The 14424-nt window shown below is 71.7% G+C and carries 13 protein-coding genes; 4 read left to right on the top strand and 9 right to left on the bottom strand.

The window, feature by feature from the left end:
- Nucleotides 1-65: 65 nt before the first annotated feature.
- The 8 genes from LQK89_RS04845 to LQK89_RS04810 all read right to left on the bottom strand — a co-directional run bounded on the left by LQK89_RS04845 (nucleotide 66) and on the right by LQK89_RS04810 (nucleotide 9278).
- Nucleotides 66-860, bottom strand: coding sequence for a polyprenol monophosphomannose synthase (locus LQK89_RS04845; RefSeq protein WP_231050358.1), 795 nt, complete (start codon nucleotides 858-860; stop codon nucleotides 66-68).
- Nucleotides 861-907: 47 nt separating this feature from the next.
- Entirely contained in the window at nucleotides 908-1585 is a 678-nt protein-coding gene (locus LQK89_RS04840) for a class F sortase (protein WP_231050357.1), read from the bottom strand.
- Between the two features lie 83 nt (nucleotides 1586-1668).
- Nucleotides 1669-2820: a glycosyl hydrolase family 8 gene (locus LQK89_RS04835; RefSeq protein ID WP_231050356.1), complete on the bottom strand. Its 1152-nt coding sequence runs from the start codon at nucleotides 2818-2820 to the stop codon at nucleotides 1669-1671.
- 96 nt (nucleotides 2821-2916) lie between these two features.
- Nucleotides 2917-3816 (bottom strand): DUF4397 domain-containing protein, encoded by a 900-nt coding sequence (locus LQK89_RS04830; RefSeq protein WP_231050355.1) that lies wholly within the window; start codon nucleotides 3814-3816, stop codon nucleotides 2917-2919.
- Nucleotides 3817-3986: 170 nt separating this feature from the next.
- Entirely contained in the window at nucleotides 3987-5975 is a 1989-nt protein-coding gene (locus LQK89_RS04825) for an ArnT family glycosyltransferase (protein WP_231050354.1), read from the bottom strand.
- A complete protein-coding gene (locus LQK89_RS04820) occupies nucleotides 5972-7462 on the bottom strand; it encodes a glycosyltransferase (RefSeq protein ID WP_231050353.1) in 1491 nt (496 codons plus the stop codon). Before LQK89_RS04820 ends, LQK89_RS04825 begins: the two co-directional genes overlap by 4 nt.
- Nucleotides 7459-8037: a GtrA family protein gene (locus tag LQK89_RS04815; protein ID WP_231050352.1), complete on the bottom strand. Its 579-nt coding sequence runs from the start codon at nucleotides 8035-8037 to the stop codon at nucleotides 7459-7461. Before LQK89_RS04815 ends, LQK89_RS04820 begins: the two co-directional genes overlap by 4 nt.
- A 236-nt stretch (nucleotides 8038-8273) precedes the next feature.
- Entirely contained in the window at nucleotides 8274-9278 is a 1005-nt protein-coding gene (locus tag LQK89_RS04810; RefSeq protein ID WP_231050351.1) for an aldo/keto reductase family protein, read from the bottom strand.
- A 311-nt stretch (nucleotides 9279-9589) separates the two neighbouring features.
- Here LQK89_RS04810 and LQK89_RS04805 point away from each other — a divergent pair, with 311 nt between their 5' ends.
- The 4 genes from LQK89_RS04805 to LQK89_RS04790 all read left to right on the top strand — a co-directional run bounded on the left by LQK89_RS04805 (nucleotide 9590) and on the right by LQK89_RS04790 (nucleotide 13415).
- Nucleotides 9590-10534 carry a hypothetical protein gene (locus LQK89_RS04805; protein WP_175324883.1) on the top strand — a complete coding sequence of 315 codons (945 nt, stop codon included), beginning with the start codon at nucleotides 9590-9592 and terminating at the stop codon, nucleotides 10532-10534.
- Between the two features lie 119 nt (nucleotides 10535-10653).
- Nucleotides 10654-11214, top strand: coding sequence for a YceI family protein (locus LQK89_RS04800; protein ID WP_174778654.1), 561 nt, complete (start codon nucleotides 10654-10656; stop codon nucleotides 11212-11214).
- Between the two features lie 447 nt (nucleotides 11215-11661).
- Complete coding sequence (locus LQK89_RS04795; RefSeq protein ID WP_231050350.1) at nucleotides 11662-12228, top strand: TIGR03086 family metal-binding protein; 567 nt, start codon at nucleotides 11662-11664, stop codon at nucleotides 12226-12228.
- A gap of 203 nt (nucleotides 12229-12431) precedes the next feature.
- A complete protein-coding gene (locus tag LQK89_RS04790) occupies nucleotides 12432-13415 on the top strand; it encodes an aldo/keto reductase (RefSeq protein ID WP_144802289.1) in 984 nt (327 codons plus the stop codon).
- A gap of 56 nt (nucleotides 13416-13471) precedes the next feature.
- Here the strand turns inward: LQK89_RS04790 and LQK89_RS04785 are convergent, their stop codons facing one another.
- On the bottom strand, nucleotides 13472-14395 hold the full coding sequence (locus LQK89_RS04785; RefSeq protein WP_058743199.1) for an oxygenase MpaB family protein: 924 nt from the start codon (nucleotides 14393-14395) through the stop codon (nucleotides 13472-13474).
- Nucleotides 14396-14424 lie beyond the last annotated feature (29 nt).

Genomic DNA, 14424 nt, shown 5'->3' with positions numbered 1-14424 from the left:
GGAGGCGCGGTGCCAGCCGGCACCGCGCCTCCCGTCCGTCCTGCAGGTCCGGCAGACCTGCTGCGTCAGGCGGTGCGGTCGGCGACCGCGTGCGCGTTGCGGCGCACCGACGGCAGCCGTCGGTGGTCACGCACGATCGAGCGGAGCTCTCGGAGGCGGCGGTCGATGCCCCACTTCGTGACGAGGGTCAGGCTCTCGCGCACGATGTTGCCGCTCATCTTCGAGACGCCGAACTCGCGCTCGGTGAAGGTGATGGGCGTCTCGACGACGCGCAGGCCGGCCTCGAGGGCGCGCCAGCACAGGTCGACCTGGAAGCAGTAGCCCTTCGAGGCGACACCGGCCAGGTCGATCCGCTCGAACGCCGACGCGGTGAAGACCCGGAAGCCGCCCGTCGCGTCCCGCACGGCGATGCCGAGCGCCATCCGGGTGTACAGGTTGCCGCCGCGGGACAGCAGCTCGCGGTACCAGGGCCAGTTCTCGACCTCGCCGCCCTTGATCCAACGGGAACCGAGGACCAGGTCGTTCGAGTCGGCGAGCTCGAGCATCCACGGGAGGTACTCCGGGTGGTGCGAGCCGTCGGCGTCCATCTCGACGAGCTTGTCGTAGCCGTGCTCGAGGCCCCAGGCGAACCCCGCCAGGTACGCGCCGCCGAGGCCGTCCTTGACCGTGCGGTGCATCACGTGCACCCGGTCGGTCTCACGGGCGATCGCGTCGGCGATGTCGCCGGTGCCGTCCGGGGAGTTGTCGTCGACGACCAGCACGTGCACGCCGTCGTCGGTCGCGGCGAGGGTGCGCGCGACGATGGGGCGGACGTTCTCCGCCTCGTCGTAGGTCGGGATGATGACCAGGGACTTGCTCATGGTGCTCCTTGCGGGGTCGGGTCAGACGATACCGAAGTGCGTTGCGGTCAGCCTGACGACAGCTCTGCGAAGACGATCAGATTGTCCGTGTAGTGCCCTGTCGCCGTGTCGAAGGTGCCGTCGCAGGTGATCAGGCGGAGTTGGGGCGTCGGCGCACTGCCGTAGACGTCGCTCGTCGGGAAGGCCGACTTCGCCGCCCGTTCGGACCGCTCGACGGTGAACGTGCGGGTGCTCCCGTCCGACATGCCGACGTGCACCTGGTCGCCCGCCACGAGCTCGTCGAGCCGGAAGAAGACCGCCGCGCTCGTCGGGCTGTCGACGTGGCCGGCGATGACCGCCGGCCCGACCTGCCCCGGGACGATCCCGTCGGCGAACCAGCCGGCGCTGTCCCAGTCCTTCGGCGGATCGAGCTCGCCGGCGGGGCCGCGGCCGAGGTCCTCGAGTCCCGAGGAGACGCCGATCGCGGGGATCTCCACCCGGACCGGGGTGGCGGTCGACCGAGCGGCCGGCGCCGCTGGGTCCTGGAATCCCGAGGTGTCTCCCGCGCCGGCCCCGTTCTTCGCCGCGCCGGCGTCGTTCTTCGCCGCGCCGGGGTCGGATGACGCCGATGCGCTGCTCTCGGGGACCGACCGGGCCTGGCCGCCGCCCGCCGTCGTGGTCGCGACCGCCACGCCGGCGACGCCGCCGACCACGAGGACACCCGCGACGACTCCGGCGAGCACCACGCCGCGCCGGCCGGGACCACGCCCTCGCCACCACGCAGCGGATGCCCGGGACGAACGCTGCGGCTGGGCCGCCCGACGCCCGGTCACGAGGCGCTCCCCGCGTCGGTCCCGCAGCCGCCGAGCAGGTTCGACGTGAGCATCGTCGCGCCGAGCGCCGCCCACGCGTCGCCGTAGTAGGTGCGCGTCGTCGCCGAGGTCCGGTCGCTCCGCCGCAGGTCCGCGGAGGCCGCCGGGATCGCCCCTCCGGCACGTTCGGCTGCCGCCCGCGCCGCGTAGGCGAGCGCGCTGGTGTCGGAGGTGACGGCCGAGCCGCCCAGGTCCAACTGCGCGGCGAGCTCGGTACTGCGCCGCAGGGTCGGGGCGAGCGACCCGGCGAGCGCCCGGTCGTCCGCCGAGCAGGACTCGGCGTAGCGGAGCGGCAACCGCATCGCGTCCCAGCCGTACACCACCTGCCCCTGGTCGCCGGACGCGGGCATCGGGTCCACCGATCCGTCGGCGTGCACCTGTGACCAGTCGCTGGGCAGGTCGCTGCGGTCCAGGACCGCCGCGGTGGCGGCGTGCGAGCCGGCATCGAGCTCGCCCCACCGGCGGTCGCCCGTCGCACGCTCGAGGACGCGGAACGCCGCCGGGGACGCGTACGAGGCGTTGTACCGGTAGGGCTCCTGGTCGGCCCACGGACCCGGCAGGAGGATCGTCCCCAGGTCGGTGCGCGCGGTCTCGTGCTCGAGGATCGCCGCTGCGAGGGTCTTCCCCGCCGCGGTGTACCGCGGGTCGTCCCAACGGTCGCCGGCGAGCACGAGGGCACGCGCGGCGTCGAGGTCGGCGTCGCTGGCGGGCTGTTCGTCCGCCACGCCCTTCCCCGGCGTCCACCGCCACGCCAGCAGGTGGTCGTCGGTCAGCAGGTGACGCTCGGTCCACGACCAGATCGCGCGGAACGTCTCCCGGTCGTCGTTCGCGTAGGCGATGAGCAGGCCGTACGCCTGGCCCTCGCTCACGGTGTCGCCGCCCTGGTCGGTGCGGACGACCCGACCGTCGCGCACGTACCGGTCGAGGAAGTCGGACCGGAGCTGTGCTGCGCTGCGGTCCACGTCCGGAGCGGACGTCGAGGTGGCGTTCGAGGTCGCGGCCGCCTGCGGGGCGGCCCCGCCCCAGGGTCGGACGGCGACGAGGGCGATGCCGACGGCGACGACGAGCGTCGCCGCGGCGGCGATGGGGATCCAGGTCCTGCGGGTCATGCCTGCTGCACCTCTCCGGGGTGGTCGGGAACGGTCGGGATGGAGGCGCGGATCACCTCAGCGGATCCGCCGGCGTCGTCCGCGCCTCCTGTCCCGTCAGCGGAAGAGCGAGCGGAACGCCGCGACGACCGCGTGCGTGAACTCGGTGAACGGCCGATCCGCGGACGCGCCACCGCCGCCGGTCTGGACACCGCCGGAGGGCGTCGAGGCGGTGGCCGCGGCATCCGTGACGGGCACGACCGTCAGGTCGCCCTTGCTGTCGTCGAGGACGAACAGCGTGGAGACGGTGTTCCCCGCGAGGTCCACGTCGGCGGTTCCGCGCTGGCCGTCGCCCGAGACGTCGAGTCGCCACTTGCCCGCACCGACGGTCGCGTACTTCGTCGCCGTGCCGAAGGCTGCGTCGGCGGCGACGGTGGTGCCGTCCGGCGTGCTGACGTCGACCTCCTTCGCGGTGGTCGCGGCCTGGACCAGTCGGAGCTTCGCCTTGCCGTCGCCCGGCTGCTGCAGGTCGTCGGTGAACGCCGTCGTCCGCAGGGCGTCGTTCTTCCCGTAGGCGACGACCGTGTTCGCGTCGCCCTGCTGCACTTGCACGTCGGTCGAGATCACCGGGGTGGAGTCCGGGGCGTCGGCGGCGCGCATCGAGAGGACGTACGTCCCGACGGGGAGCTCCTGGTACGGGCTCACCTGGCCGTAGGTGACGTCGTCGAGCTCGAACACCTTCTTGCCGCCGGACAGGCTGGTCAGTTCGACGTCGACGCTCTTCGTGTCCGGGGAGAGGTGTCCGACGCGCAGCCAGCCCTCGGCTCCGGTGGTCGCTGCCGTGGCGGTCTGCGGGACGGCGAGTCCGACGGTGGCGGCGACCAGGGCCGCCGCGATCCCGCCGACGACGACCGGTCGACGGACCGTGCGGCGGGGTGCGGCGTGGCGGGCGGCGGTGCGTGCGGTGATGTTCGCGGTGGTGCGGACGTCGTTCGGGGCGGAGGTGCGTGCCTGCATCGTGGTGCTCCTTCGATTCGGGTGCTACGGAGTGCTGCTGGTGGTGGGTGAGTGGTGCTCGTGCTGCGCTGGTGCGTGGTGCGCTGGTGCGAGCGGGCTGTTCCTGCTCGTATCCGGCGATTCCGCTGCCGGTTCCGCCCGCTCGCGGCCACGAGCGGGCGGCCCCGACGTCAGGACGCGCTGGTCGGCGTCGTCGTGGGGTCGGCGGGTGCGTAGGTCACGACCACCCGGTCCCCGTCGCGCTCGATGTCGGCCGGGCGGATCCCGTCACTCATAGCGGCGAAGGTGGCTGCCGCGCGGACCGCGCCGGCGTCCCCGTCGATGTGCAGGACCATCCGACGGAAGGGCTGCCCCTCCTCGCCGGTCAGTGCCGTGAAACGGTCGACGCGGACGTCCTGGTCGGCGAGCACCTGCCCGAGGGCGAGCATCGCCCGGGAGTCGACCTGACCGGCGCGGAACTGGGACCTCGTGCCGGCGTCGGCACGGAGCGCCGGGTTCTGCGCCAGCTCGGTGCCCATCGTCTTCCGCCCGTTCGTGGCGGCGGTGATGGCCTCGTCCGCGGCGGTCGTCCCCGCTGCGTGGATGCGTCGGACGTCCACGCGCTGGTCGCCGGTGCCGAAGCTCGCGACGCTCGTCGAGTTCTGGATCGCGAGCGAGACGTCCCGGGACGAGTTGCCACCGGTGCGCATCGAGTCGGTCGTGACGACGTAGTCCGAGTCCTTCCAGCCGTTCGGCGACTGGCGCTGGACGGCGGCGTCGGTGTCGAGCTTGTAGTACCAGACCACGTTGTTCCTGGCGAAGCCGTCGCGCACCAGGTCGACCCACATGGCGTCGTCCACGAGCAGGCGCGAGGACTTCGGCACGTTGTCGCCGACCCACTGCTCGGCCTGCTGCATCGGCAGGTCGAGGTCCGCGACGAGGAAGCCGCGGAGCTGCGTGCCCCAGAGAGGCACGGCCACCACGAGTGCAGCGGCGGTGACGACGGCCCACGTGGCACCGAGGCTCCGGCGGGCGAACCAACGGACGCGCGTCCGTGCGTTGCGGCGCGTCCGACCGGCCAGGGCGAGGACAGCCCGCTCGGCCGTGTAGGCCACGAGCAGCGCCGCGAACGGGACGAGCATGATGACGTAGGGCACCGGCAGGTACCCGTTCGGACGGAACATCATCGCGAGCAGGAAGACGAGCATCGCCGCGATCGGTCGGACCCGGCGCAGGAAGAGCCCGACGACCGCCGCGACCGTGCCGAGCACGATGAACACGGGGTCGAGCGCCCACCACTGGGACGCCGCCTGGTTCGCCAGGCTCCCCGCGTCGAAGACGGAGCCGGACGCGGCGCGGGATCCGAGCTGGTAGGTGATGCCCTGGAGGAGGCTCACCCGGCCGCTGCCGGGCAGGAGTTCGCCCTTGACCGCGGCGAGCAACAGGTACCCGCCACCGATCACGACCAGGACCGCACCGGCCACGCTCAGCGTGTACCGACGTGTGCTGCGGTCGGCCCGCCGCACGGCGATCCACACGAGGAACGGCAGCGCGAGCAGGTACGTCTCCTTCGAGAGCACTGCCACGCCAAGACAGGCAGCCGCCCCGGCGAACCCGGCGAGCTGCTGACGCCGGCTGAGCACGAGGATGAACGCGGCGAGGAGCCACGGCGTCGCCACGTTGTCGATGTAGACCGTGCGGTGGTACTGCAGGGCGAGCGGGGAGAGCGCGAACACGAGCCCGGCCGCGGCCGCGGTCGCCCGACCAGCGCCGAGTCGGCGAGCGAGGACGAAGAGCAGGAGGCTCGAGACGGCGGCGAAGAACACCATCGCCTCGCGGCCGGCCTCGACGGCGAAGGGGTAGCGGGCGAAGGCGCCCGTCAACGCGGTGTACCCGGCGATCTGGATCCACCCGAGCGGCGGGTGGTCGTACCAGTACGTGTAGTGGGTGAGTTCACCGAGGTGCCCGATCGCCCAGGCCTGCGCCGTGTACGTGCCCTCGTCGTCGATGCGCTGCGGCGTGCCGGACATGTTCCACGCCTGCACCACGACGGTGACGGCGAGGACCGGCACGAGCCAGCCGAGGCTGGCTGCGTGGACCCGGAACCAGCCGCGGACGCCGGAGAACGTCTCGGCGCCACGGACCGGGATCCCGGTGGTGTGGGTGATGCTGGCGCTCATCGGGCACCTCCTGCGGTCGTGCCGGCGAGTTCGCGGGGCTCGGCATCGGTGGTCACGGCGTTCGCGAACCCGACGACCTCCGGCTGCGCGCCACCCGTGCGGTGCTGGCCGGTGTGCTCGGTCTTCTCCCAGCCGTTCTGGCCCTTGACGTGCCGGACGACCGCCCGGACCGCAGCTGCGGCGAGGAACACCTGGTAGGGAACGAGTCCGAGGACGAGGTACACGTAGTCGCGGACACGCACCTTCTCCCGGTAGATGCGGCCGAACTCGTTGAGCCCGACGACCTCGACGGCCAGCAGCATCAGCGTCGGCGCCACGGGGATGAACGTGATGAGTGCGATCGCCGTCGGTACCTTGACGAACAGGATCATCAGGGCGCTCAGCGGGATGAGCAGCCCGGTCGCGGCCTGGATGAACGGCATCGTCAGCATGTAGCGGGCGAAGAAGCGCTGACGGAACGAGGGCAGCTTCTTCCACTCCCCCTTCCCGAGCACTTGGAGGAAGCCCTGGTTCCACCGGGTCCGCTGCTTGAGCAGGGACGCGAACGTGGGCGGGGTCTCCTCCCGGGTGACGGCTTCGGGGCTGTAGGCGACGACGACCTTCGCGCCGTCGGCGGACAGCCGCACGCCCAGCTCGCAGTCCTCGGCGAGGCAGTGCGCGTCCCAACCGTTCGACCACTCGAGGCGTTCCTTGGTCACGAACACGGTGTTGCCACCGAGCGGGATGAACTTCGAGCCCGCGTGGAAGTGCAGACGCGAGCGGAACCAGAAGTAGTACTCGAGCACGTTGCGGAGCGCCCACCAGCTCGACCGGAAGTTCATCAGCTGAACGCCGCCCTGCACGACGTCGGCCCCGGTCTCCTGGAAGCGGGAGTCGACCAGGCTGAGCAGGCGCGGGTAGACCTCGTCCTCGGCGTCGAAGACACCCACGATGTCTCCCGTGGCGTACTGCAGCGCGAGGTTCATCGCCTTCGGCTTGTTCTTCGGCGCTGTGTCGTCGACGACGACCTTGATGAGCGACGGGTGACGTGCAGCAGCGGCCCGGACGACGGCGTCGGTCTCCGGGTCGTCCTCGCCGACGATCGCGATGATCTCGAAGTCGGGATGGTCCTGCGTCGCGAGCATGTCGAGCGTCTGGCCCATCACGTCCTGCTCGTGCCGACCAGGCACGAGCAGCGTGAAGCGGTGCGCCGCGGGCAACGGTGTCTGGCTGAAGCTCGTCGACTTCAGGGCGTCCCGCGACCGCCATGCGTGCAGCATCCACCACAGGGTGGCGAGCGCGATCACCGTGAGCAGCACGGAGACGGCGACGAGCGCCGAGTAGCCGATCGTCTCACCCAGCGACCAGGCGACCTGCGTGCCCTGCCCCGAGCCTCCCGTCGGGACGTCGGTCGTGCCACGGTTCGGGACGTCCCCGGCCGGGTCGTTTCCCTGGCCGGGCTGCAACAGCGGCGCGGCGGCCGTGAGCAGGGTGGTGGCGATGGTCATGCGAGGTGCTCCTTCGCGTGGGCGTCGGTGGAACGGAAGACGAGGGCCTTGTACGCGGCGAACCGGAACGCGGTGCCGAGCACGAGACCCACCCCGTTGCCGGCGACGTTGTCGGCGAGGGTCGAGGTGAAGCCGAGGACGTAGTGCGAGACGAACAGGCAGGCCGCGGCGATGCCGAGGCCGAGGACGTTCGTGACGGCGAAGAGGAACCCCTCGCGGAGGGTCTCCTTCCCGCCGACCTGCCGCTGCGAGCGGAACGTGATGGAGCGGTTCGCCTGCCACGCGAACACGGTGGCGACGACGGCGGAGAGGATCTTTGCCGCGATCGGACCGTCTGACAGGACGGTCGCGCGCAGCAAGTTGTAGACGCCGAGGTCGATGAGGAAGCAGACGGCGCCGATGGCGCCGAACGAGGCGAGTTGGGTCGCCCCCGCACGCAGGCGGGAGGCGACCGTCGGTGCATCCGCGGTCGCCGCAGGGCCGGCGGGCGCCGCTGGGTGGGCGGCACGTGCAGCGAAGGTCGGCACCGACCCGGTGCCGCATGGCACCAGAACGGGGGTGTCGGTTCGGGTCATGCCCCCTCTTCGGGGGCACGCGTCGGGGCGGTTTGGGTGGGGTACAGGTTCTGCCAGGACCCTGCCAGTTCCCCGACACCTGCTGTTCATCAGTGAACATCCGTCAGTGTTTCGGCTGATCAGGGCCCACATCGACCGTCCATCTGGACGGTCGCCGATGCTGGATACTGGCTGAACGACGGACGGGAGGCGCGGTGCCGGCTGGCACCGCGCCTCCCGTCCGTGGGGTGGTCGCGTCAGGCGGGACGCCGCTCCGGGCTGACCGTCCTGCTCGCGTCGCGCTCCGGGATGTCCCCGAGCGCCGCGTCGATCGCGGCGAGCGCTTCGGCGTCGAGCGTCACGCCCGCAGCCTTGACGTTGTCGGTGACCTGCTCCGGACGGGAGGCGCCGACGATCGCGCTCGCGACGTTCTCGTTCTGGAGCGTCCACGCGATCGCGAGCTGCGCCAGGGTGAGGCCGGCCTGGTCGGCGACCGGCTGCAGGCGCTGCACCGCCTCGAGGACCTCGTCGCGCATGAACCGCTTGATCATGTCCGCGCCGCCCTTCTCGTCGGTCGCGCGGGACCCGGCCGGCGCCGGCTGACCCGGCTTGTACTTGCCGGTCAGGACGCCCTGGGCGATCGGCGACCAGACGATCTGGCTGAGGCCGAGCTGCTTCGAGGCCGGGACGACCTCGCCCTCGATGACCCGCCACAGCATCGAGTACTGGGGCTGGTTCGAGATGAGCTGGAAGCCGAGCTCCTTCGCGAGCGCGGCGCCGGCGCGGATCTGCTCGGCGTTCCACTCGCTGACGCCGATGTAGAGCGCCTTGCCCTGGCGGACGACGTCGGCGAAGGCCTGCATGGTCTCCTCGAGCGGCGTCTCGTGGTCGTAGCGGTGCGCCTGGTACAGGTCGACGTAGTCGGTCTGCAGCCGCTGGAGCGACCCGTCGATCGACTCCATGATGTGCTTGCGCGAGAGGCCGACGTCGTTGTGCCCCTTCGGCCCGGTCGGCCAGTAGACCTTCGTGAAGATCTCGAGCGACTGGCGACGCTCGCTCTTCAGCGCTTCGCCGAGGACGGTTTCGGCGGCGGTGTTGGCGTACGTGTCGGCGGTGTCGAACGTGGTGATGCCGGCCTCGAGGGCGGCGCGGACGCACTGGGTCGCGACGTCGTTCTCGACCTGCGAGCCGTGCGTCAGCCAGTTGCCGTAGGTGATCTCGGAGATCTTGAGTCCGGAGTTGCCCAGGTACCTGAATTTCATGGTCCCGACGCTACCGGGGCCCGGGCCGGGGTGAGGGGCCGCGCGAGTACCTGGTTGGCGCGGGCGGGGCGGGGTGCGGCGGGGCGGGGCGGGGTGTGGTGGGGTGCCTGGGACGCGAGCGGGAGGAACACGCGCCCCGCGCCTCCCGTCCTACGTCGTATCCGCCCGCTCGCGTGCCGCTCGCGCCACGCCCGCCCGCTCCCGCTCCAGCCCCTCGCTCCCGTCCCTCCACAGCCATCCTCGCGGGCCGACCATCCACAGTCGACCGCTCGGACCGCCCACGGTCCGGTCAGCTCGGCGACGCTGCCGGCATGGACTTCGCAGCGCACTTCCCGCACTCCCTCCGGACGCGACCGTTCCGCGTCCGTGAGGCCCTGCACCGCGGCGTCTCGCAAGCCGTCCTGCGCTCCCGCCGCCTCGTCCGACCGTTCCACGGGACGCGGAGTTGGACAGCACCCCGCTCGCACGACGAGCTCGCACGCGCCGTCGCACCACGACTGCGCCGCGATCAGGCGTTCAGCCATGCGACCGCCGCCCACCTGCTGGGCGTCCCGCTGCCCGTGCGGCTCGAACGCGACCGACGCGTGCACGTCACGACCATCGGGACGGACCAGGCGCTGCGGGTTCGCGGGACGATCGGCCACCGCACCAGGCAGGGGCGCATCCGAGTGGTGCACTCGGGCACCGCCGCCCTCGTCGCTCCCGAGGACACCTTCGTGATGCTCGCCACCGCCCTGACGGTCGACGAGCTCGTCGTCGTCGGCGACGCACTGGTCGGCTGGCTGAACTGGTGCACCGTCGACGAGCTCCGGCGAGCCCTGCGCAGACACCGCGGCGCGCGGGGCACCCGGCGCGCGAGGGCAGCCCTCGAACTCGTCCGGGTCGGGTCGCGGAGTCCCGGCGAGACCCGACTCCGACTCGCACTCGTCCGGCGAGGGCTCCCAGAACCGCTCCGGAACCACGACGTCGTCGAGCACGGCCGCTGGGTCGCGTGTGTCGACCTCGCCTACCCGGAGGCACGCGTCGCCATCGAGTACGAGAGCGACCTGCACCGCACCGACGCCCGCACCTTCCGGAAGGACCTCACCCGCGGAGAACGCCTGAAGGACGTCGACTGGTGGCTGGTACGAGCGACCGCCGACGACGTCGGCCCGCTGGTCGACGAGTTCGTCCGGCGGGTGGCTCGCCTCCTGCGGACGGGTTCGGACGGGAGGCACGACTCACGTCCGTGGCAGCGGCTCACGTCCGTCTCGTGAACATTGGTTGACGCTTCAACCAAACGGGTGCAGAATGGGCTACCATCGGGTTCGATGCAGGCGCATGTAAAAGTGTGTGCTGTTCGGGAACCGCAGACCAACGCTTCGAAGGAGTCACCATGACGCTCACCGCCTCCGCCATCCCCGGCTACCAGACCGGCACCTGGAAGATCGACCCCACGCACTCCGAGGTGACCTTCTCCGTCCGCCACCTCGCGATCAGCAAGGTCAAGGGCTCGTTCGAGCGCTTCGACGCCACGCTCGTCACGGCGGAGAACCCCCTCGACTCGACGCTCGAGGCCTCGATCGACGTCGCCAGCGTCAACACCAAGCAGCAGCAGCGCGACCAGCACCTCGCGACCGGCGACTTCTTCCTCGCCGAGGAGCACCCGCAGATGACCTTCAAGTCGACCGGCATCCGCGAGGACGGCGACGACCTGCTGATCGACGGCGAGCTCTCTCTCCGTGGCGTCACCAAGAACGTCACCCTGAAGACGGAGTTCGGCGGCGTCACCACCGACGGCTACGGCCAGGTCAAGCTCGGCGCCGAGGCAACGACCAAGATCGACCGCACCGAGTTCGGCGTGAACTGGAACGCTGCGCTCGAGGCCGGTGGCTTCACGCTCGGCAACGACGTCACCATCAACCTCGACGTGCAGTTCGTCCTCCAGGCGGCCTGAGCACCCTCGACCCCGTCCGGCTGCTGTTCGTCCGCGTGACGCTCAGCGGCTGACCAGGGCACCGAACACCTGCAGTACCCGGCGAACGGCCCGGCTCCTCCCCCACGGAGCCGGGCCGTTCGGCGTTCCCGGGCACCGGCGCCGGCCTGGCGTGGCGTGGCCGTCGGCATCGGCGTCGTCGGGCACGAACACGAGCAGCCGAGCGCGAGCAGCCGAGCGCGAGCAGCCGAGCGCGAGCGGGCGAGATGTGCGCCGCAGCGACCACCAACCCCGCCGATTCCGCCCGCTCGCCCGAGCCCGCCCGCTCACCAGACCCCATCTCGCCCGCCGACCCCGGCGTACCGTGACCGATGAACGACGGGAATCGCCCGCTCACGCCGGCCGTTCCACCAGGACCGGACAGACGTCGACCACCCACGACCCCTCCCGACGAACAGGAGCACCATCATGGCCACCGACTGGATCGCGCTGCAGGCCCTCGCGGCAGCCGAGTTCGGCCGCCGCGTCGACGCCGTCACCGACTGGGACGCCCCCACCCCCGACTCCGAGTGGACGACCCGGGACCTCGTCGCCCACGTGATCGACGAGCAGCGGTGGATCCCGAAGCTCCTGACCGGGTGCGACTACGCGCAGGCCGAGGCCGACCTCGAGCCGATCGGCGCCGACCTGCCCGCCGAGTGGGCGAAGTACGCGGCGAACGCGACCGAGGCCTGGCGGAATTCGCCCGCTGACGTCCAGGTACACCTGAGTACCGACGTCGTGAGCGCGCGGCAGTACCTCACCGAGCAGACGAGCGACATCGCCATCCACACCTGGGACCTGGCACGGGCGACGGGTTCGGACGAGACGCTCCCCGACGATCTCGTCCGCGCGGTGTGGGAGTACTTCGAGCCGCAGATCGAGGACCTCGCCGCGACCGGCCTCTACGCCGCCCCGGTCGACGTCGACGACGACGCTCCGCTGCAGGTCCGCCTGCTCGCCGTCACAGGGCGCGATGCCAGGGTGAACGCATGAGTGATGCAGCTTCTGCCCGGTCGAGTCGAGCGGGCGAAACGGACGACCACGACGACCTGGACGCAGCGGATTCCGCCCGTTCGCGCCGAGCGGGCGGAACGAGCGACCAGCCCGACCAGAACACAGCACACACCGCCCGCTCGACGAACGCGAACGGGGACCCGGGCCCCGGCAACCCGGGCCCCAGCGCCCCGAGCACCCGCGTGCCGACCACGCGCCTCGGGGCCTCCGGCCTGGAGATCAGCGGGGTCGTCCTCGGCATGATGTCGTACGGCCGGCCGGACCAGGGCGCGCACCCGTGGAGCGTCGACATCGACGACGCCAGGCCCTTCGTCCGCCGCGCGTACGAGGCCGGCATCACCGCGTTCGACACCGCCAACGTGTACTCCGCGGGCTCGAGCGAGGAGATCACCGGCACGCTCCTCAAGGAGATCGCTCCGCGCGAGGAGGTCCAGGTCTTCACCAAGGTCTTCAACCGCATGCGCCCCGGCCCGAACGGCGCCGGGCTGTCCCGCGCCGCGATCATGCACGAGATCGACGCCTCGCTCACCCGCCTCGGCACGGACTACGTGGACCTGTACCAGATCCACCGCTTCGACCCGCACACGCCGATCGAGGAGACGATGGAGGCGCTCCACGACGTCGTCAAGGCCGGCAAGGCGCGCTACCTCGGCGCGAGCAGCATGTGGACGTGGCAGTTCGCGCAGATGCAGCACGTCGCGGAGCGCAACGGCTGGACGAGGTTCGTCAGCATGCAGGACCAGTACAACCTGCTCGAGCGCGAGGAGGAGCGCGAGATGCACCCGTTCGCGCAGGCGACAGGTGTCGGCGTGATCCCGTGGAGCCCGCTCGCCCGCGGTCGCGTCACCCGCCCCTGGGACGCGCAGGGCTCCGGCAGCCGCGCGGACACCGACGAGTTCGGCAAGACGCTCTACCGCCAGGACGAGGCCGCGAACCGCGCGATCGTCGACGCGGTGCAGCAGGTCGCCGAGGCGCGCGGCGCGAGCATGGCGCAGATCGCCCTCGCGTGGGTCGCCGGGAAGCCCGCGGTCAGCGCACCGATCATCGGCGCGACGAAGGAGCACCACATCGACGACGCGGTCGCCGCGACCGCGATCGAGCTCACCCCGGACGAGGTGTCGCGACTCGAGTCCGCCTACACCCCGCGGGTGCCGTCCGGTTTCTGACGCACCGGGGGACGGACAGGAGGCACGGTGTCGGCTGGCACCGTGCCTCCGGTCCGTCAGTCGGTCGCGTCGGACGCGCCCTGCAGGCGGGCGATGCGGACGAGCGCTGCGCGCTCCGATCCGGGGGTGTTGCCGAGCACCGCGCCGATCCCGTCGAGCACCACGCCCGCGACCTGACGGACGGGCAGGGCCACCGGGCCGACGGCCGGCGTCCGCAGGCCGAGCATCGAGCGGTGCCGCGGGTCGAGCGACAGGACCGCCCCGTCGAACAGCGCACGGTAACCGGGACGCAGCAGCCGCGCGAGCGGCGGGTCCTTGATGAACCGGACCACGTCGTGCGTGCGGGCGTCGGCCTTGAGCTCGCCGCGGTCGAGGTACCCGTTCATCTGCGCGCGGAGCTCGGACTCGGACTCGGGCGCGTCGTCGACGCCCATGAGGCGTCCGGCGATCGCCCACTCGCGGACGTAGGCGTCGGCTCCGCCGGGGATCGGCGCTCCCCAGACCTGCGCGCTGCGGAGGAACGCGTCGGTGAACGCGAGGTGCACCCAGCGGGCCAGGTCCGGGTCGTTCGCGGCGTACGGCCGGGTGACCCCGTGCCCGTCGACGTACTCGCCGACCACCCGCTCGTGCAGCTTCCGCACCCACTGGCTGGCGTGCGTGGCCTGTTCGGTGTCGCCGTGCGAGACCGTGTAGATCCAGCGGATGGTGCCGGCGAGCCGTCCGAACGGGTCCTCGCGGTAGCGGGAGTGGTCGGCGACGCCGGCGAGGGCGCCGGGGTGCAGCGCCTGCACGAGGAGCGCGCGGACGCCCGCGAGCACGGTGTGGTTGCCGCCGTGCACGGCCCAGGTGGCGGAGCCCGGCCCGAAGAAGCCGGCGTCGGAGCCCTGCTCGAGGGCGTCGATCCACTCGGGTCGTTCGGTGGCGCCGTTGGTGAAGGTGTCGTTGAGGCGGGTGCGGAACGCGTCGGACACGGAAGGCATGCACCCATCGTCCGTCGTGCCCCTGACAG

It is taken from the genome of Curtobacterium sp. C1 (assembly GCF_021049325.1).
GTDB classification, from domain to species: Bacteria; Actinomycetota; Actinomycetes; order Actinomycetales; family Microbacteriaceae; genus Curtobacterium; species Curtobacterium citreum.
The sequence above is the reverse complement of the archived record's forward strand: the minus strand, read 5'-3'. Positions and strand labels throughout refer to the sequence as shown.

Excerpts from the sequence above, each read along its gene's own strand:
- LQK89_RS04845 (WP_231050358.1), bottom strand. The coding sequence starts at position 860 with ATGAGCAAGTCCCTGGTCATCATCCCGACCTACGACGAGGCGGAGAAC.
- LQK89_RS04835 (WP_231050356.1), bottom strand. The coding sequence starts at position 2,820 with ATGACCCGCAGGACCTGGATCCCCATCGCCGCCGCGGCGACGCTCGTC.
- LQK89_RS04830 (WP_231050355.1), bottom strand. The coding sequence starts at position 3,816 with ATGCAGGCACGCACCTCCGCCCCGAACGACGTCCGCACCACCGCGAAC.
- LQK89_RS04825 (WP_231050354.1), bottom strand. The coding sequence starts at position 5,975 with ATGAGCGCCAGCATCACCCACACCACCGGGATCCCGGTCCGTGGCGCC.
- LQK89_RS04820 (WP_231050353.1), bottom strand. The coding sequence starts at position 7,462 with ATGACCATCGCCACCACCCTGCTCACGGCCGCCGCGCCGCTGTTGCAG.
- LQK89_RS04815 (WP_231050352.1), bottom strand. The coding sequence starts at position 8,037 with ATGACCCGAACCGACACCCCCGTTCTGGTGCCATGCGGCACCGGGTCG.
- LQK89_RS04810 (WP_231050351.1), bottom strand. The coding sequence starts at position 9,278 with ATGAAATTCAGGTACCTGGGCAACTCCGGACTCAAGATCTCCGAGATC.
- LQK89_RS04805 (WP_175324883.1), top strand. The coding sequence starts at position 9,590 with ATGGACTTCGCAGCGCACTTCCCGCACTCCCTCCGGACGCGACCGTTC.
- LQK89_RS04800 (WP_174778654.1), top strand. The coding sequence starts at position 10,654 with ATGACGCTCACCGCCTCCGCCATCCCCGGCTACCAGACCGGCACCTGG.
- LQK89_RS04795 (WP_231050350.1), top strand. The coding sequence starts at position 11,662 with ATGGCCACCGACTGGATCGCGCTGCAGGCCCTCGCGGCAGCCGAGTTC.
- LQK89_RS04785 (WP_058743199.1), bottom strand. The coding sequence starts at position 14,395 with ATGCCTTCCGTGTCCGACGCGTTCCGCACCCGCCTCAACGACACCTTC.